Annotated in this window: 14 protein-coding genes and 1 pseudogene; 6 read left to right on the top strand and 9 right to left on the bottom strand. The window is 71.9% G+C overall.

Annotated elements, in window-relative coordinates; all coding sequences use genetic code 11:
- The gene (locus ABZ794_RS13605) at positions 1-1,596 is read left to right on the top strand and encodes an NAD(P)/FAD-dependent oxidoreductase (protein ID WP_210784353.1); all 1,596 of its coding nucleotides are present in this window, start codon (positions 1-3) and stop codon (positions 1,594-1,596) included.
- 96 nt (positions 1,597-1,692) lie between these two features.
- Here ABZ794_RS13605 and ABZ794_RS13610 read toward each other — a convergent pair whose 3' ends face one another.
- A complete protein-coding gene (locus ABZ794_RS13610; RefSeq protein WP_357515707.1) occupies positions 1,693-3,273 on the bottom strand; it encodes a Rieske 2Fe-2S domain-containing protein in 1,581 nt (526 codons plus the stop codon).
- A 198-nt stretch (positions 3,274-3,471) separates the two neighbouring features.
- Here ABZ794_RS13610 and ABZ794_RS13615 point away from each other — a divergent pair, with 198 nt between their 5' ends.
- Complete coding sequence (locus ABZ794_RS13615; RefSeq protein ID WP_091400308.1) at positions 3,472-3,693, top strand: DUF2631 domain-containing protein; 222 nt, start codon at positions 3,472-3,474, stop codon at positions 3,691-3,693.
- Between the two features lie 85 nt (positions 3,694-3,778).
- On the opposite strand, the gene ABZ794_RS13620 is transcribed toward ABZ794_RS13615, so the two are convergent.
- The 8 genes and pseudogenes from ABZ794_RS13620 to ABZ794_RS13655 all read right to left on the bottom strand — a co-directional run bounded on the left by ABZ794_RS13620 (position 3,779) and on the right by ABZ794_RS13655 (position 12,792).
- Positions 3,779-4,927: a DivIVA domain-containing protein gene (locus ABZ794_RS13620; protein WP_210784354.1), complete on the bottom strand. Its 1,149-nt coding sequence runs from the start codon at positions 4,925-4,927 to the stop codon at positions 3,779-3,781.
- 31 nt (positions 4,928-4,958) lie between these two features.
- Complete coding sequence (gene rlmN / locus ABZ794_RS13625) at positions 4,959-6,116, bottom strand: 23S rRNA (adenine(2503)-C(2))-methyltransferase RlmN (protein ID WP_091400305.1); 1,158 nt, start codon at positions 6,114-6,116, stop codon at positions 4,959-4,961.
- A gap of 104 nt (positions 6,117-6,220) precedes the next feature.
- Positions 6,221-7,609 carry a phosphatidate cytidylyltransferase gene (locus tag ABZ794_RS13630; RefSeq protein ID WP_238689734.1) on the bottom strand — a complete coding sequence of 463 codons (1,389 nt, stop codon included), beginning with the start codon at positions 7,607-7,609 and terminating at the stop codon, positions 6,221-6,223.
- Between the two features lie 336 nt (positions 7,610-7,945).
- Positions 7,946-8,503, bottom strand: coding sequence for a ribosome recycling factor (gene frr, locus ABZ794_RS13635; protein WP_203149044.1), 558 nt, complete (start codon positions 8,501-8,503; stop codon positions 7,946-7,948).
- A gap of 83 nt (positions 8,504-8,586) precedes the next feature.
- On the bottom strand, positions 8,587-9,354 hold the full coding sequence (pyrH, locus tag ABZ794_RS13640; RefSeq protein ID WP_030487501.1) for a UMP kinase: 768 nt from the start codon (positions 9,352-9,354) through the stop codon (positions 8,587-8,589).
- A gap of 161 nt (positions 9,355-9,515) precedes the next feature.
- Positions 9,516-10,343: a translation elongation factor Ts gene (gene tsf / locus ABZ794_RS13645; protein WP_091400300.1), complete on the bottom strand. Its 828-nt coding sequence runs from the start codon at positions 10,341-10,343 to the stop codon at positions 9,516-9,518.
- A 134-nt stretch (positions 10,344-10,477) separates the two neighbouring features.
- Positions 10,478-11,386 (bottom strand): 30S ribosomal protein S2, encoded by a 909-nt coding sequence (gene rpsB / locus ABZ794_RS13650; RefSeq protein WP_238691316.1) that lies wholly within the window; start codon positions 11,384-11,386, stop codon positions 10,478-10,480.
- Between the two features lie 304 nt (positions 11,387-11,690).
- A pseudogene (locus ABZ794_RS13655) lies at positions 11,691-12,792 on the bottom strand (hypothetical protein).
- A gap of 322 nt (positions 12,793-13,114) precedes the next feature.
- On the opposite strand from ABZ794_RS13655, the gene ABZ794_RS13660 reads away from it, so the two are divergent.
- The 4 genes from ABZ794_RS13660 to ABZ794_RS13675 all read left to right on the top strand — a co-directional run bounded on the left by ABZ794_RS13660 (position 13,115) and on the right by ABZ794_RS13675 (position 17,620).
- On the top strand, positions 13,115-13,474 hold the full coding sequence (locus ABZ794_RS13660) for a YraN family protein (protein WP_210784358.1): 360 nt from the start codon (positions 13,115-13,117) through the stop codon (positions 13,472-13,474).
- Positions 13,475-13,504: 30 nt separating this feature from the next.
- Positions 13,505-15,025, top strand: coding sequence for a YifB family Mg chelatase-like AAA ATPase (locus tag ABZ794_RS13665; protein WP_357515709.1), 1,521 nt, complete (start codon positions 13,505-13,507; stop codon positions 15,023-15,025).
- Positions 15,022-16,239, top strand: coding sequence for a DNA-processing protein DprA (gene dprA, locus ABZ794_RS13670; protein ID WP_357515711.1), 1,218 nt, complete (start codon positions 15,022-15,024; stop codon positions 16,237-16,239). The genes ABZ794_RS13665 and dprA overlap by 4 nt, the downstream gene beginning before the upstream one ends.
- Before the next feature lie 328 nt (positions 16,240-16,567).
- Positions 16,568-17,620 (top strand): tyrosine recombinase XerC, encoded by a 1,053-nt coding sequence (locus tag ABZ794_RS13675; RefSeq protein ID WP_357515713.1) that lies wholly within the window; start codon positions 16,568-16,570, stop codon positions 17,618-17,620.
- Position 17,621: the final 1 nt, after the last annotated feature.

Genomic DNA, 17,621 nt, shown 5'->3' on the forward strand with positions numbered 1-17,621 from the left:
ATGAGCAGTGAGATTCCGGCCCGCGCCGACGTCGTGATCGTCGGTGCCGGGCACAACGGTCTGGTCTCCGCGGTCCTGCTGGCCCGGGCCGGCCTGGACGTTCTCGTCCTGGAGGCCGCCGACGTCATCGGCGGCGCGACCCGCACCGAGAACCCGTTCCCGAAGGTGCCGGGGCTGCGCCACTCCACCGGGTCGTACCTGCTCGGGCTGATGCCCCCGGAGCTGCTCGCCACGCTCGACGTACGGATCCCGGTGCTGCGCCGCGACCCGCACTACTTCCTGCCCACCCCGGGCGGCCTCGGCTCGCCGTACCTGCTGTTCGGCAGTGACACCACCGCCACCCGGGCGCAGCTCGCCGAGTTCTTCTCCCCAGCCGACGTGGCCGCCGACGACGCCATGCAGGCCGAGCTGGCCGCGCTGCGGGAAGACCTCGCCCCGGCCTGGCTGGCCGAGCCGCTGAGCGTCCAGGAGACCGCCGAACGGCACGTCCGCCCGGCGCTGCGCCAGGTCTTCGTCGACCTCGTGCAGGGCTCGGTCGCCGACTACCTGGCCCGGTTCGAGTTCCGCTCCGAGCTGCTGGTCAGCATGTACGCGGTCACCGACGGCCTGTCCGGGCTCAACGCCGGCCCGGACGACCCCGGCACCGGTCACAACTTCCTCGTGCACAACATGTGTCGGCTGCCCGGCTCCGGCGGCACCTGGATGATCGCCGAGGGCGGCATGGGCACGGTCTCGCGCACGTTCGCCGAGGCCGCGCGCGCCGCCGGAGCGACAATCCTGACCGGTACGCCGGTGCACGCGGTGACACTGGACGGCGGCGCGGCGAGCGGAGTGGTGCTGGCCGACGGTCGGGAGGTCGCCGCCCGGGTGGTGCTCGGCGCGTGTGACCCGTACCGGCTGATGGACCTGTTGCCCGACGGCGCGCTCCCGGCGCGGCTCGGCGAACGGATGGCGGCGGTGCGCCGGCCCGGCACCACCCTCAAGCTCAACCTGGCGCTCACCGGGCTGCCGCGGTTCTCCTGCCTGCCGGACGGCACGCCGAGCCCGTTCGGCTCGACCATCCACCTGCTGCCCGGGTCGGCGTCGCTGGTCGGCGGGGCGGAGACCTCGCCGATGACCGCGCTGCGCGCCATGTGGGCGGACGTGCAGGCCGGGCTGCTGCCGGCGGAGCCCACCATCGAGTGGTACCTGCACACCACAGTCGACCCGTCGCTCTCCGACGCCGCCGGGCACCACTCGTCGGCGCTCTTCGTCCAGTCCGTCCCCTACGAGTTGGCCGGCACCACCTGGGACGCGGAGCTGCCCGGCTACGTCGACCGGCTGCTCGGGATCGTCGAGCGGTACGCCCCCGGCACCGCCGACCTGATCGCCGACGCGGTGCCGCTGCCGCCGCCGGGCATCGAGGAGCACTTCGGCATCACCGGCGGGCACATCCACCACGTCGACAACACCGTCTCGTTCACCGACCGGATGCCCTACGCCACCGGCGTCGACGGTGTGTACGCCGGCAGCGCCGGCTGCCACCCGGCCGGCAGCGTCATCGGCGCGGCCGGCCACAACGCCGCCCGCCGCATCCTCACCGATCTGGGCCGCTAACCCAGACTCCCGCGATCTTGCACTTTCGGACGTCGCTGTGGGCTATATGCCCCACTTTGCCGCAGCAGCATGTGCAAGATCGCGGTGGTGAGAGGGTCAGATCACGGCCTCGCCAGCGGGGGCGGGGGTTTCCGCGTCTACTCGGTGGGCTCTCACCTTGTGGCCGACGCTGGTCAGGCAGCGGCCAGAGGGCAGGTCGAAGCGCCAGCCGTGCAACTGGCAGGTGAGCTGGTCACCGTCGACGATGCCGAAGCGGGTCAGGTCCGCCTTCAGGTGCGGGCACCGCCGCTGCACCACCCAGTCGCCCAACGTGATGTCCTCGGCGTCGGTGCTGCGTTCGTGCTCGTCGTACCAGCCCTCGGCGTACTGGAGCCGCTCCTCGGAGAGGCACTTGAAGAACGCGTAGACGAACTCGTTGTACTGGCCGATCCGGGCCGCCGAGAACCGGCAGGACAGGAAGAGCGAGTTGACCCAGTCCACCTCGTCGATGAAGAGCAGGTGCTCGATCAACGACCGCTCGGTCCGGAACCGGTAGCGCACCTTCTCGTCCGCGTACGGCCGGACCTCCTTGCCGGGGAAGTCCACCACGATCGACTCGACGCTCTCGCCGTCGTACCCCACCAGGTCGAAACGGACCGGGCCGCCGACCCCCTTGGCCAGGTAGATCGACTCGTCGAGCAGCGGCTCGATCCGACGCTTCATCTCCCCCAGGACGTCCACCTCGGGGTGCCGCCAGGACGCCTTCTCCGCCTCGATGATCGGGCGCTTGCGCTCCCGCATCTCCTCCAGGTGCGCGACCTTGTTCGCGAAGAACTCCTGCACCGGCACCGGGTGGGTGGTGCTCGCGCCCTCGGTGGTGACCTCGGCGACGCTCCCCGGCAGCAGCACGATCCCGTTCGTGCCGCCGACCTTGGCGTACTCCGACAGGAAGACGGACTGGTCGGGGAAGATGTTGCCCTCGTCGCCGTGGATGTCGTTGAACTGCCACAGGGCGTCGTCGAGGAAGCACGGCGGGCCGGCGATCGGGAAGACGTGCGACGCCTTCAGGTCGTCGATGTACCGCCAGGTCCGGTCGAACTGCCGGTCACGCTTCTGCTTGCCGAACGCGGTCTTCGCCGCCTGCGGCAACTCGTAGACCATCGGGTACCAGATCGCACCGGAGAACTGGAGCAGGTGCGCGTGCACGTGCCCCAACTCGGCGAAGACGGTCAGGTCGGTGGGGCGGGCGTCGTTCTGGTTGAGCAGCCGCACCCCCTCGTACTCGACCCAGAGCGAGGAGTCGCCGATCGGCCCGTCGGTCGGGCTGGTCAACGCCTGAATCATGATCTTCAGGCCGCCGGGCAGCTCCACCACCTGCTCGTTGGGCGCCTTCAGGAACTTGGTGAAGCCCAGCGCCCGGAACTCGTCCTCCATCTCCGAGGTCGGGAACTCGGGGAGCAGGACCGTTGCGTCCTTGGAGACGAAGTCGCGCAGGTGCTTCGCGTCGAAGTGGTCCCGGTGCAGGTGGGAGACGTACAGGTAGTCGACCTGACCCAGGCTCTCCCAGTCCAGCAGTGAATTGTCCGGGAACGGGAACCACGACGCGAAGTAGGCCGGGTTGACCCACGGGTCGCACAGGATGCTGCCCGCGGTCGTGTCGATCCGCATGCTGGCGTGCCCGGTTCCGGTCACTCGCACCGCACAGTCCCCCTCAAACAGACAATCAGGTGTACGCCAAACGCTACCGGAGCGAGTCTGACCGCCGCCCCGCGACGCCGGTAGTGCCGTCCAGCCCAGGTGGGGCAGGGCCGATGGCCAGGAAACCCCCACCCCACCGCACCGCCTACGAGGCGTGCCAGACTAACCAAAGATCCGATCGCGAGGGAAGGACCGACAGTGGCAGGAAGCGAGCCGGTAACGTCGCCAGACCAGCACAAGCCCGGGCACCGCAAAGCCGGGCAGATCGGCGCCGTGCTGTCCGCACTGGCGCTGCTGGCGATGATCTGCGGCAACCACGAGGGCAGGGTCGAGGACATCTGGCTGATCGGCCTGGCCGCGCTGCTGCTGATCATCGTGATCGGCGACGTCGTGTTGCGGCGCAGCGGTCTGCGCTCCTGACCGACCCACCGCCGGACGACCGGCCGACGTACGCCGAGGGCCCGCCCCCACCCGGGGGACGGGCCCTCGTCCGTATCGCGTCGGGTCAGCGCCCGAAGAGGATGTCCTGCACGTCCTTGAGCGCGGCGTCGACCTCGGCCTCGAAGTAGCCACCCGGCACCAGGCCGAACCGGAGCGTGTCCAGGTCCTTCGGGTCGACCGGCATCGGGTTGCGGCGCTGCATGCCACCGAGCAGGGTGTCGAAGAACCGGTCCACCTGGTCGGGGTCGTACCCGCTGCCGAACCGGCGCACCTGGAAGCTACGGCGGATCTGGTCGACCCGGTACAGGTCGCTGCCGGGCGGACCGGCCATCGGCGGACCACCCATCGGCGGGCCGGCCACCGCCGGCGGACCGGCCATCGGCGGACCACCCATGCCCTGCTGCGGCAGCGGAGGCGGACCGGCCGGACCACGGCGCATGTCGCGCAGATCCCGCTCCGGCATCCGGATCTCGGCCGTCATGTCGGCGCGACCGTGCCGCCCGGCCTCGAAGCCGTCGAAGCGCGGCTCCTCCGGCGGCGGCGGATAACCGCCGGGCGCGCGCTGGTCGTCGGGGCCGTACCCACCGCGTTGGTCATCCTGGCCGTAGCCGCCGGGTGAGCGCTGGTCGTCCGGGGGGCCGTACCCGCTGGGACCGGCGGGCAGGCCGCGCTGCGGCATGCCGTGGCCACCCATCGGGCCGGGGCCCATCGGGCCACCGGGACCCATCGGCGGGCCGGCCGGGCCACGTGGCGCGTCGTAACCACCGCCGCGGGGGGCGTCGTACCCACCGGCGAAGGCACCGGTCGGCTCGTCGTAGCGGCCGTAGGGCGGGCCGGCCTGAGCGGGCATCGGCCGGGGCGGCATCGGCTGCGGGACCATGCCCCGGTCATCACGCATCGGCGGACCCATCCGGTCCGGTGGGCCCATCCGGTCACCCATCCGGGGGTCGCCACCGCGCCCGGCGCTGTTGCGCTCCTCCAGCTCGGCCAGCTGCCGCTCGACCCGGTCCAGGTGCAGGTCCACCTGCCACTCGTCGTAGCCGTTGAAGCGGACCCGGAAGACGACGTCATGAACCTCCTGGGAGGCCACCGGGGCACCGACCTGTCGGCCGTCGAGCGTCGCCTCGACCCGGTCGAGGAAGGCATCCACCTCGTCGACCTTGTATCCCCGGCGGAGCGCCTTGCGCCGGAAACGCTGACCCTGACTCGCCACTATGTCTCCTGGTCTCGTTCGCCACGCCCGGTCACGCCGGTGCCTCTCCGGCGCGGTCGGTGTTGGTGTCGTTGTCTTCGGCGGCGGCAAGCTGGCCACACGCGCCGTCGATCTCGCGACCTCGGGTGTCCCGAACTGTGGTGGACACCCCGGCGTCGCGCAACCGCCGGACGAACTCCCGCTCGACCGGCTTCGGGCTCGCGTCCCAGCGGCTGCCCGGCGTCGGATTGAGCGGAATGAGGTTCACGTGGGCCAATTTGCCGGCCAGCAGCCGCCCGAGCAGGTCGGCTCGCCACGGCTGGTCGTTCACGTCCTTGATCATCGCGTACTCGATCGACACGCGGCGGCCCGTCCGGGCGGCGTAGTCCCACGCTGCGTCCAGCACCTCGGCTACCTTCCAGCGCTGGTTTACCGGCACGAGTTCGTCGCGCAGATCATCATCGGGCGCGTGCAACGACAACGCAAGGGTCACTGAGAGGTCTTCGCTGGCCAGTCGGTGGATGGCCGGAACCAGGCCGACCGTGGAAACGGTGATGTGCCGCTGGGACAGGCCGAGCCCCTCCGGGGCCGGGCTGACCAGCCGACGGATCGCCGCGATCACCCGGTTGTAGTTGGCCAGCGGCTCGCCCATGCCCATGAAGACGACGCGCGACAGCCTCGGCGGGGAACCCGCCACCACGCCGGAGGCCGCCACCCCGGCCATGTAGACCGCCTGGTCGACGATCTCCGCCGTCGATAGGTTGCGGGTCAACCCGGCCTGGCCGGTCGCGCAGAACGGACAGGCCATGCCGCAGCCCGCCTGGCTGGAGATGCAGACGGTCACCCGGTCCGGGTAACCCATCAGCACGCTCTCCACCAGCGCACCGTCGTGCAGCCGCCAGAGCGCCTTGCGGGTCGCGCCGTCGTCGCAGGCCAGCTCGCGCACCGGGTTGAGCAACGTCGGCAGCAACTGGTCGGCCAGCCGCTCCCGGGTCGCAGCGGGCAGATCGGTCATCGCCTGCGGGTCGCGGACCAACCGCCCGAAGTAGTGGTTGGAGACCTGCTTGGCGCGGAAGGCCGGCTCACCCAGCCCGGTGACCAACGCCTGGCGGCCGGCCAGGTCCAGGTCAGCGAGGTGCTGAGGGGGCATGGAGGCCCGGCGCGCAGCGGGGGCGACCGAGATGGCGGGGATCAGGGGCAGGCTCGTCATGGCTGGTCCAGTGTGTCACGCCGTCGGCGGCGGCTGCCGGTCCGGAGGTGTCGAACGGGCCGCGACCGCCGGAGCCGGATGACCAGGTCGCCGTGATTCATACCTCAGCTCACCACCGGCACGAGGACCGCCAACAGCAGGTATGCCGTCGGCACCGCGAACAGGATCGAGTCCAGCCGGTCCATCAGACCGCCGTGGCCGGGCAGCAGGTTGCTCATGTCCTTCACGCCGAGATCCCGCTTGATCATCGACTCGGCCAGGTCGCCGAGGACGGCCGCGCAGGAGACCGCCACCCCGAACAGCGCGCCCCACCAGGGGGCAACCTCGAACATCAGCCACAGCAGCAACGCTCCACCCAGGGCCGCCGCGGTGACCGAGCCGGCGAAGCCCTCCCAGGACTTCTTCGGGCTGATCGACGGGGCCATCGGGTGACGGCCGAAGGAGACCCCGGCCGCGTACCCACCGGTGTCGGAGAGGACCACCCCGATCAGCGTGGCCAGGATGCGCAGATGGCCATCGCCGGGGGCCGCCGCCAGCAGCGCCGCGAAACCGGCGAGGAACGGCACGTAGACGGCGATCAGGGTGGCCGCTGTGAGATCCCTCTGGAAGCCCGCCGGCCCGTCACCCAACCGCCAGATCATGGTGCCCAGCACGGTGACCAGCAGCCCCAGGCTGAGCGCGTCCGGACCGGCGTACCAGGCCAGACCCACTGTCAACACGCCGCCGGCGATCAGTGGCACCAGCGGCGGGTGCGCGCCGCTGCGCCGTACCGCGCGGGCCATCTCCCAGATGCCGACGGCGACCGCGGCGGCGATCACCGGCAGGAAGGCCAACGGATAGAAGAGCAGCGGCACCACGATCAGCGCGCCGAGGCCGAGCCCGACCCCGATCGCCGCGGGAAGGTTGCGCCCCGCCCGCCCGGTGCCCACCTGCTGGGTGGCCGGACGGTCGAGGCTGGCCCGACGTCGCCCCTTCGACCGTCGACCGGTCGTCGGCGCCTCGTCCGGCACCACGTCGGCCCGGACGGGCGCGAGCTGCTCGGTCGGGTACCCCGGGTCGTCGAAGCGGACGGGAGGGCCGTCGAGACGGCTCGGCTCGTCGAAGCGCCCACGGTCCGGGCCGTCGTACCGGGGCGGCCCCTCCCCCGCGGGAGGTCGGTCCGGGTAGCGGTCACCGCGACCGCGGTCGTCGTACCGGTCGGGTTGGTTGCGGTCGTCGACGTGCCGGTCGCGGTCGTCGAAACGATCGCGCCGGTCCCGGTCGTCGAAACGGTCGTCCGGACGGACCGGGCGGCCACGCTCGTCGTACGGGTCCGCGGGGTGCGGGTCGGCGTACGGCCGAGCGTGCGGGTCGGCGTACAGCTCAGGGCCGGCGGCCGGACGGTGGCTCCACTGGCCGGCCTCCAGATCCTGGTCCGGCCAGGGCAGCGCCACCGGGCGCTCCGGGCGGTCCCAGCCGCGAGGCTCGCTGCCGTAGGGGTCGGGGTGGGACATCACGCACCGCGAAGCGGCACGAGAACCACCACATGACGCAAGACCACAAGCATCCCCTACACGTGCGATGTTCCTCCGATTGACCGCCCCGACGGTCGGTCGATCCCCGGTGTTCACCACCCGGTGGCCGGGAATCCTGCCGAGCCTACTGCACACGCCGGATCGGCACGGCGGACGAGGCACGCCCACGGACGCCACCCGGTGCCGCCGGCCCGCCGGCCAGCGACGCACACCCATCCGGTACGGCAGACAGCAGCACCAGGACCGTCTGGATCGCCTGCTGACCTATGGAACGAGGCCCGTTCCCGACGTCGGGAACGGGCCTCGAAGCATGGGTCACACCTCGAGCAGCTCGGTTTCCTTGTGCTTCACCAGGTCGTCGACGCTGGCCACGTACCGCTGGGTCAGGTCGTCGAGTTCCTTCTCGGCGCGGCGACCGTCGTCCTCGCCGGCCTCGCCGTCCTTGACGATCCGGTCCAGCTCTTCCTTGCCACGGCGGCGGACGTTGCGGATCGCCACCTTGGCCTCCTCGCCCTTGTGCCGAGCCACCTTGATCATGTCGCGGCGGCGTTCCTCGGTCATCTGCGGGAGCAGGATGCGCAGCTGGTTGCCCTCGTTGTTCGGGTTCACCCCGAGGTCCGAGTCGCGGATCGCCTTCTCCATGGCATTGATCTGCGAGTTGTCGTACGGCTTGATGATGGCCATCCGCGGCTCGGGGACCGCGATGGACGCCATCTGCGTCAGCGGCGTGGGCGTGCCGTAGTAGTCGATGATGACCTTGGAGAACATGGCGGCGTTGGCGCGACCGGTACGGATGGCGCCGAACTCCTCCTTGGCGTGCTCAACCGCACGCTCCATCTTCTCCTCGGCCTCGAGGAGGGTGTCGTCGATCACCGGTCTCCTCGCCTCCTTCTGTGCTCGTGGTGGGCTCTGCTGAAAGTCGTCAGACCGCTGTCGTCGTCGCCGGTCGGCGGGACTCAGGCGGTGATCAGGGTGCCGATCTTGTCGCCACCCACCGCGCGGATGATGGTGTCGTCACCCTGCGCGCCAAAGACCAGCATCGGCAGGCCGTTCTCCATGCAGAGGCTGAACGCCGCCGCGTCGGCCACCCGCAGGTTGCGGCGCAGCGCCTCGGAGAAGGTGATCGAGTCGAGCTTGCTGGCGGTGGGGTCGATCCGCGGGTCGGCCGTGTAGACGCCGTCCACGCCGTTCTTGCTCATCAGCACCACGTCGGCCCGGATCTCCAGCGCCCGCTGGGCGGCCACCGTGTCCGTGGAGAAGTACGGCATTCCGGCACCGGCGCCGAAGATGACCACGCGGCCCTTCTCCAGGTGCCGGATGGCCCGCAGCGGGATGTACGGCTCGGCGACCTGGGCCATCGTGATGGCGCTCTGCACCCGGGTCTCGATGCCCTCCTTCTCCAGGAAGTCCTGGAGCGCGAGGCAGTTCATCACCGTGCCGAGCATGCCCATGTAGTCGGCGCGGGCCCGGTCCATCCCACGCTTCTGCAGCTCCGCGCCGCGGAAGAAGTTGCCTCCGCCGACCACCACGGAGACCTGCACGCCGCGGCGGACCACTGTGGCGATCTGCCGGGCGATGGCCTGGACGACGTCCGGGTCGACGCCGATCGCGCCGCCACCGAAGACCTCACCGGAGAGCTTCAGCACCACCCGGCGGGCACGTCCCGGCGGCGGTGCCGTCGGATCGTCCAGCTCCAGCGTCCGGTCACTCACAACCTGCGTCATCCGCCCCGCCCTTCCCCACGCGCACGCCCCGTGCGGCGCGTACCGCGAACCTGCCGCTGCCGACCCTATGTGACGAGGAGGCCGCGGTGCCTGTCACGTACACCGGCGGCCTCCTCGTTGATGTCTCCTGCCCACGGGCGCCAGCGGCGCCCGGTGGCGGCTCAGGCCTGGCCGACCTCGAACCGCACGAAGCGGGTGACCTCGATGCCGGCCTCGGCCAGCAGCTGCTTCACCGACTTCTTGTTGTCAGAGACGGACGACTGCTCGATCAGGACGAAGTCCTTGAAGAAGGAGTTGACCCGACCCTCGATGATCTTCGGCAGAGCCGCCTCGGGCTTGTTCTCCTCGCGGGCGGTCTGCTCGGCGATGCGCCGCTCGGACTCGACGACCTCAGCCGGAACCTCGTCCCGGGTGAGGTACTTCGGCCGCATCGCGGCGATCTGCATGGCCACACCACGGGCGTCGGCGTCGCCGGCCTCGTCGGTCTTGCCGGTGTACGACACCAGCACGCCAACGGCCGGCGGCAGGTCCTGGGCCTTGCGGTGCAGGTAGACGGCGGTGGTGCCCTCGACCCGAGCGAACCGGTTGAGCACCAGCTTCTCGCCGATCTTGGCGGACTGCTCCTGGATCAGGTCCGCGATGACCTTGCCGTCGAGCTCGGAGGCGAGCAGCTCCTCGGCGGAGTTCACGCCGGCGCGCTCACCGTGCTCGACCAGCTGCTGGCCCAGCGCGATGAACGACTCGGTCTTGGCGACGAAGTCGGTCTCGCAGTTGAGCTCGAGCAGCGCCTTGCCGGAGTGGGCGACCAGGCCGTTCGCGGCCGTACGGCCGGCCCGCTTGCCGACATCCTTGGCGCCCTTGACGCGCAGGATCTCGACGGCCTTGTCGAAGTCGCCCTCGGCCTCGGTCAGCGCCTTCTTGCTGTCCATCATGCCGGCGCCGGTGAGGTCGCGGAGCTTCTTGACGTCCGCGGCGGTGATTTGGGACATGGCTCTCTCTTCGGTGTTGAGACGGCGTGTGGATGGTCAGAGGTGCCGGTTACCCGGATCCGGGCGGATCGTGCCCGGAGTACCGTCGCTGCCCGCCGTTCGCAAAAACGGACGGCGGGGCAGCGACGGTGCGATCACTCCGCGGTGGCGGCCGCCGGCTGCTCGGTGGCGGCCTGCGCCGGCTGCTCCGGGGTGGCGGGCTGCTCGGCGGCAGCGGCGGGCTGCTCGGCCGTGGCGGCCGGAGCGGCCGACTCGTCGGCCTTCTTCGGCTCGAGCAGCTCGCGCTCCCACTCGGTCAGCGGCTCGTCGCTCGCGACACCCTCGGGCTTCTCGTCGTTGCCCCGGCGACGGCCGGAACGCGCGATCAGACCATCCGCGACGGCGGCGGCGACGACCTTGGTCAGCAGCTCCGCCGAGCGGATCGCGTCGTCGTTACCCGGGATCGGGAAGTCGACCTCGTCCGGGTCACAGTTGGTGTCCAGCACCGCGATCACCGGGATGCCCAGCTTGCGGGCCTCGTCGACGGCGATGTGCTCCTTCTTGGTGTCGACGATCCAGACCGCGGCGGGAAGCTTCTGCATGTCCCGCAGGCCACCGAGGGTGCGGGTCAGCTTGATCTTCTCGCGGGAGAGCTGCAGCGTCTCCTTCTTGGTGTAACCGGCGGCGGTGCCGCTGAGGTCACCCAGGCCCTCCAGCTCCTTCATCCGCTGGAGCCGCTTGTAAACGGTCTGGAAGTTGGTCAGCATGCCACCGAGCCAGCGGTGGTTGACGTACGGCTGGCCGACCCGGGTCGCCTGCTCGGCAATCGCCTCCTGGGCCTGCTTCTTGGTGCCGACGAACAGGATGCTGCCACCCTCGGCGACGGTCCCACGCACGAACTCGTACGCCTTCTCGATGTACTCGAGGGTCTGGCGCAGGTCGATGATGTAGATGCCGTTGCGCTCGGTCATGATGAAGCGCTTCATCTTCGGGTTCCAGCGCCGGGTCTGGTGCCCGAAGTGGACACCGCTCTCCAGCAGCTGACGCATGGTCACGACGGCCATGGTTGGGGTACTCCTCAAGGTCCCTGGTTGTCACGCCCGGCCGGTGGCCGGGCGTCCTGGCGCCTGGTCGCCGACCCATGGTGGACCCGATCAAGATCGGGACCAGGGAGGCCGTCGCTCCACGACGATTCGTGAAGAGGGCGCGCGAGGTCGACCGCACGAGGCGGTCGCCAGTTGGCCAGTGTACGCCCCTCACCCGTTCAGCCGCCCCGGGGTGCGCGTGGCGTGCTGCTCCGCCGGCTCTTGTCCGAACCGCCAGCCTGACCCGGCCGCTGGCGGCGGGTCAGGCTGGCGGCGGGCCGGGTCAGCCGGCGGCGAGCGCGGCGGCCACGAAGAGCACCAGGCCGACGGTCAGGTAGGCCGTCGGTGGGCGCAACCAGCCCCGGCCGTTGTCGGCGAGCGCCAGACCCCCGGTTCGTAGCCCGTACAGCCCGGTCGCGAAGATCGGCAGCCCGGCGACCAGGGCGATACCCGCCACCACGTTCCCGGCGTCCACCGGGTCGCCGGTCACGCCCGCCAGCAGCACCCGCGACGCGGGAACCTCGAAGACCAACACCAGCAGAGCGAAAAGTACGGCCAGCACCGGTCGACGGGTCCGATAGACGCCGTCGGCGGCCGGCGGATACACCGGCGGCTCACCTGCGGGCAGGTCGGGTCGCGGGCCGATCCCGGGCATCGGGCCGGTCGGCATCTCCAGCGGGTGCGGCGTGTCGCCGCCGCTCCGGGTCGGCTCGATGATCGGGTACCCACCGAGCGGAGCGGGACGCGCCTGGTCGGAGAGCACACCGGCCGGCGCTGTCGACGTGCTGTCGCGGGACGTCTCCGGCGCCGCGCTGGTCACCGGAGATCCCGCAGTGGTCGTCTCCCGGGCGGCCCGGCGTCCGGGCAGCTCACCGGAGGTCTCCGAGGGGTCCCGGTCCGCCCGCCGCGATCGGGTGGCCCGGTAACCGTCCGTCTCCGGCCGCGCGGCACCCAGCGGGTCGATCGCGCCGAAACGCCCCGAGTCAGCCTCGCTCGCCCCGAACCGACCGGTCTGATCGTCCAGGGCGCCGAAGCGACCCGAGTCCGACTCGGGCGAACCGAAGCGACCCGCGTCCACCGCGCTCAGGCGACCCGAGTCCGACTCGGGCGAACCGAAGCGGCCCACGTCGACGGCGCCGAAGCGTCCCGAGTCCGGCTCGCGGCGGCGGCCGACTCCGGTGTCCTCGACGGAGCGGCCGTCTTCCGCACCACGCTGCTCGGGAATCTCACCGTCCCCGTACCGCGGTTCGCCCGCGCCGCGCCACTCCGACTCGCCGTAACCGCGACCCCGCTCGTCGGGGTACCAGCGCGACTCCTGATCTTCCGGAAAACTCCGTCGTCCGTCCACGTCAGGCACCGTATGCGACCGGCCACTCCCGCGCCATTTCAGCCCGGTCGGCCACGCGCCACCGGTCCCCGAGAGCGCGGGGCACGAGTCGCGCCGAGGTGGCGCCGGTGCCGGCCCCTGCACCGTGATCAAGTGATGGAAAGTAGGTCAGCGGCGGTCCTGACACCTACTTCTCATCACCTGATCATGGTGGCCCGTCGGTGGAGCGCAGCCGGCCGCGCTACCAGCCTCGGTCGGAGGCCCAACGCCGCTAGCACACCGGGGGCATGATCGTCCGACTGTCCACAGCACCCCCGTCGTCCACAGCTGGGCCCCCGCCGGGTCGCGGCGATCACCCTCCGGCGGGCACCGTGCCGGCCATGACGAAGCGGAACCAGGCGGTTGGCGCGTACGGCGAGCAATGTGCGGCCCGGCACCTGACCGAGGCGGGGCTGCGCCCGATCGCCCGAAACTGGCGCTGCCCGGCCGGGGAGATCGACATCATCGCGTGGGACGGGCCCGTGCTCGCCTTCTGCGAGGTGAAGACCCGCCGGGGTGAGGCCTTCGGCACCCCGGCCGAGGCGGTCGTACCGGCCAAGGCCCGCCGGCTGCGAGGGCTCGCCGCGCGGTGGCTGAGCGAGACCGGTACGACCGCCGAGGAGGTGCGCTTCGACGTGCTGTCGGTGCGGCTGCCCGACGCCGGTCCGGCGCAGGTCGACCACCTCAAGGGCGCGTTCTGACATGCGTACCCGGAGGATCGGTGACGCGCCGTGAGCTACGCGAAGGTGCTCTGCGTGGGGCTGGTCGGGGTGACCGGCCACCTCGTCGAAGTGGAGGCCGACCTGGCCGCCGGCCTGCCGGCGGTGGTGATCTCCGGCCTGCCGGACACCGCCCTGCACGAGGCCCGCGACCGGGTTCGCGCCGCCGTGGTCAACTCCGGCCAGCGCTGGCCCAACCGGCGGATCACCCTCAACCTGCTGCCAGCCACGCTGCCGAAGTTCGGGTCGGCCTTCGATCTGGCGATCGCCGCAGCGCTGCTGGGCGGCTCGGGTGAGTTGCCGCTGCTCCCGCTGGAGGGGGTGGTGGTCCTCGGCGAGCTGGGGCTCGACGGGACGGTCCGGCCGGTGCGCGGCGTACTCCCGATGGTCGCCGCCGCAGCCCAGGCCGGCGTCGCACGGGTGATCGTCCCGGTCGGCAACGCCGCCGAGGCCGCCGTCATCCCCGGGGTACGGGTGCGAGCCGTGGACAACCTGCACCGGCTCGTCGCCTTCGTTCGGGACGGGACCCCGCTGATCGAACCACCGGCGGACATCCCGGAGCCGCTGGCCGGTGGGCCGGATCTCGCCGACGTCGCCGGGCAGCAGCTGGGTCGCCGCGCCCTGGAGGTCGCCGCGGCTGGCGGGCACCACGTGGCACTGCTCGGCCCACCGGGCGCCGGCAAGACGATGCTCGCCGAACGGCTGCCGTCGATCCTGCCGGAGCTGGACGACGACGCGGCGCTTGAGGTCACCGCGCTGCACTCGGTCGCCGGGCTGCTGCCGCCGGGTGGTCGGCTGCTGCGTCGCCCGCCGTTCCAGGCGCCGCACCACACCGCGACCGTGCCGTCGCTGGTCGGGGGCGGCTCAGGGCTGGCCCGACCCGGCGCGGTGTCGCTGGCGCATCGCGGGGTGCTCTTCCTGGATGAGGCTCCCGAATTCAGCAAGGGTGCGCTGGAGGCGCTGCGCCAGCCGCTGGAGCACGGCCGCATCCAGCTGAGCCGCAGCGGGGGCGGCACCGTGTACCCGGCCCGCACCCAGTTGGTGCTGGCGGCCAATCCGTGTCCGTGCGCGAAACCGGCCGGCGACGCGCACTGCGAGTGTTCGCCGCTGGTTCGCCGCCGCTACCTGGGAAGGCTCTCCGGGCCGCTGCTCGACCGGATCGACGTCCAGGTGCGGCTGATGCCGGTGCGGGCGGCCGAGCTGATGGCGACCGACGGCGATGTCGAGACCTCGGCAACGGTCGCCGCCCGGGTGGCGGCGGCCCGGCAGGCGGCGGCCGCCCGCTGGGCCGGCCTCGGCCGACGGCTCAACGCCGAGGTGGAAGGGCCGCACCTGCGCCGACCGCCGTGGCGACTGCCGGCCGGGGTCACAGTGGAGTTGCGGGGCCGGCTCGACTCCGGCTCGCTGTCGGCGCGCGGCTTCGACCGGGTGATCCGGATGGCCTGGACCATCGCTGATCTGGACGGTCGCGACCGACCTGACCAGGACGACGTCCGGGAAGCGCTTCAACTACGGACGGGGGAGGCGACATGAGCGCCGAGGAGGAACGAAGGCTGGCCCGGGTCGCCCTGACCTGGTTGGCGGAGCCGGGCACGCGCGCGGTGCATCACCTGGTCGAACGGCACGGCCCGGTGGAAACCCTGGATCTGCTGCTCGACGGCGGCAGCCCGAACGGCTGGCTGCACACCACTGTCGCCGCACGCTCGGCGGCCGGCGACGCGCGAGCGGTGGCCGCGGAGGCCCTGGACCGGGCGGACCGACTGGGTGCCCGGCTGGTCACGCCGGACGACGAGGAGTGGCCGGCCCAGGTCGCCAGCCTGGCCACGTTGCGACTGCCGGACGTCAGCCGCCGGGTGGACGGTGAGACCGCCCCACCGCTCTGCTTCTGGGTACGCGGGAGCTGGCCGCTCGGCGAGGCGCTGGATCGTTCGGTGGCCGTGGTGGGGGCGCGGGCGGCCACCGGCTATGGGCAGCACGTCGCGACCGAGCTCGGGTACGGGTTGGCCGAGCGGGACTGGACGGTCGTGTCCGGTGGGGCGTTCGGCATCGACGCCGCCGCCCACCGGGGCGCCCTCACCGCTGGCGGTCTGACCGTCGCGGTGCTCGCCTGCGGGCTGGACCGCCCGTACCCGATGGGCAACGCCGCGCTCTTCGACCGGATCGCCGAGACGGGGCTGCTGGTCAGCGAGTGGCCGCCCGGTGCCGAGCCGCTGCGGCCCCGGTTCCTGATCCGCAACCGGGTGATCGCCGCAGGCACCCGGGGCACCGTCGTGGTGGAGGCGTCGGCGCGCAGTGGCGCGACGCAGACCGCGCGGCGAGCCGTCCACGCCAATCGGGTGGCCATGGTGGTGCCGGGGCCGGTGACCTCGGCGATGTCCGTCGGGGCCCACGAGTTCCTGCGCGAGTTCCCCGACAAGGCCCGGCTGGTCACCGGGGTGGCGCACGTACTGGAGGAGGTGGGTCGGATCGGCGCGGACCTGGCCCCGCCTGCGCGTGGACCGCAGCGGGCCACCGACGCGCTGGACGACGACACGCGGTCGCTGCTGGAGGCGCTGCCCCGCCGAGGCGCGATGGGCGTGGACCGGCTCTCCGCCCGCGCCGGCGTCGACCTACGGACCGCGTTGCGCAAGCTGTCGCTGCTGGAGGAGCTGACCATGGTGGTGCGTCGCGACGACGGCTACGCCCTCGCCCCGCCCGCCAAGCAGAAGCGTGCGGCGGCGGAGACGCCCGGTCGACCTGTCGCCTGAGCGGATTTGTCACCGCCGCCCGGCCAGGATGCCCGTAGCCGCTCGCGGTCGGGAGCCCGGCCATCCGAAACTGCCGGTACCGTGCCCGGTCATGGGTGCAATCAAGCCGTGGCACATCAGCGTGGTCTGCTGTCTCGTCGTGACCGCCGTGCTCGTTGTCGGCCTGGTCGTGTTCCTGAGCAAGAGGAACAACCGCCGGTAGTCGGGGGTGGACACCGGCACCGTCGTGTCCGGTGGCCGAGGCGGACCGGCCGTAGGCTGGTGCCGTGTCAGCCGTCAGTGAGGGTGCCGGGGCCGAGGAACCGGCCGGTACGTCGGCGCGGCCACGATGAGCCGACCGGACCGGGGCACCCGGGCCATGCACCAGGCACTCCCGCCAGCGTTGCGCGACGCTGTCGACGACTTCGCCGAGCACCTGTCCCGGGTCCGCAACCGGTCGGCGCACACCGTCCGCGCGTACGTCACCGATCTGGTCTCGCTGCTCGACCACGCCGTCCGGATGGGCTGCGTCGACCTCGCCGAGCTGGACCTGTCGGTGCTGCGCAGTTGGCTGGCGAAGCAGCGCACCACCGGTGCGGCCCGCACGTCGTTGGCCCGGCGGGCCGCGTCGGCGCGGGCGTTCAGCGCGTGGGCACACCGAGCCGGTCTGCTCCCCGCCGACGTGGGCGCCGCACTGGCCAGCCCTCGCGCGCACCGGGAGCTGCCCAGCGTGCTGCGCGCCGACCAGGCCGCCGCTCTGGTCGAGGCACCGTCCCGGCAGGCGCCGCCCACCAACCCGGCGCGCACGGATCCCACGCTCACCAACCAGGCAGGCGCCGACGCAGAGCGGACGGACGCGGCGGCCGGGCCGGCGTCGGGTGCAACGGACGGGGCCGAGGCGGTGCCGCTACGGGACCGGGTGCTGCTGGAGCTGCTCTACGCCACCGGCGTACGGGTCAGCGAGGCGTGTGGGTTGGACGTCGGGGATGTCGACCACGGCCGGCGGGTGATCCGGGTGTTCGGCAAGGGCGGGCGGGAGCGCTCGGTGCCGTACGGGGTGCCCGCCCAGCGGGCGTTGGACGACTGGCTGCGCCGGGGCCGCCCGGTGATGGTGGGCGCCCGCTCCGGCGACGCGCTGCTGCTGGGTGCCCGGGGTGGTCGGCTCAACCCGACGACCGCACGTCAGATCGTCGGTGCGTACGCCGAGACCGTCGGGCTGCCCCGGACCAGCCCGCACGATCTGCGCCATTCCGCGGCCACCCACCTCCTGGAGGGAGGCGCCGACCTGCGCGCCGTGCAGGAGTTGCTCGGCCACTCGTCGCTGGCGAGTACGCAGATCTACACCCACGTCTCGGTCGAGCGGCTGCGTGCCGCGTACCGGCAGGCGCACCCGCGCGCCTGAT

Source organism: Micromonospora sp. NPDC047187 (assembly GCF_040643355.1).
GTDB classification, from domain to species: Bacteria; Actinomycetota; Actinomycetes; order Mycobacteriales; family Micromonosporaceae; genus Micromonospora; species Micromonospora salmantinae.

Bases quoted from the DNA above. Each gene is read 5' to 3' on its own strand.
- ABZ794_RS13630 (WP_238689734.1), bottom strand. From the start codon at position 7,609: ATGTCCCACCCCGACCCCTACGGCAGCGAGCCTCGCGGCTGGGACCGC.
- ABZ794_RS13660 (WP_210784358.1), top strand. From the start codon at position 13,115: ATGACGAAGCGGAACCAGGCGGTTGGCGCGTACGGCGAGCAATGTGCG.
- dprA (WP_357515711.1), top strand. From the start codon at position 15,022: ATGAGCGCCGAGGAGGAACGAAGGCTGGCCCGGGTCGCCCTGACCTGG.
- tsf (WP_091400300.1), bottom strand. From the start codon at position 10,343: ATGTCCCAAATCACCGCCGCGGACGTCAAGAAGCTCCGCGACCTCACC.
- ABZ794_RS13675 (WP_357515713.1), top strand. From the start codon at position 16,568: ATGAGCCGACCGGACCGGGGCACCCGGGCCATGCACCAGGCACTCCCG.
- ABZ794_RS13605 (WP_210784353.1), top strand. From the start codon at position 1: ATGAGCAGTGAGATTCCGGCCCGCGCCGACGTCGTGATCGTCGGTGCC.
- rpsB (WP_238691316.1), bottom strand. From the start codon at position 11,386: ATGGCCGTCGTGACCATGCGTCAGCTGCTGGAGAGCGGTGTCCACTTC.
- rlmN (WP_091400305.1), bottom strand. From the start codon at position 6,116: ATGACGAGCCTGCCCCTGATCCCCGCCATCTCGGTCGCCCCCGCTGCG.
- pyrH (WP_030487501.1), bottom strand. From the start codon at position 9,354: ATGACGCAGGTTGTGAGTGACCGGACGCTGGAGCTGGACGATCCGACG.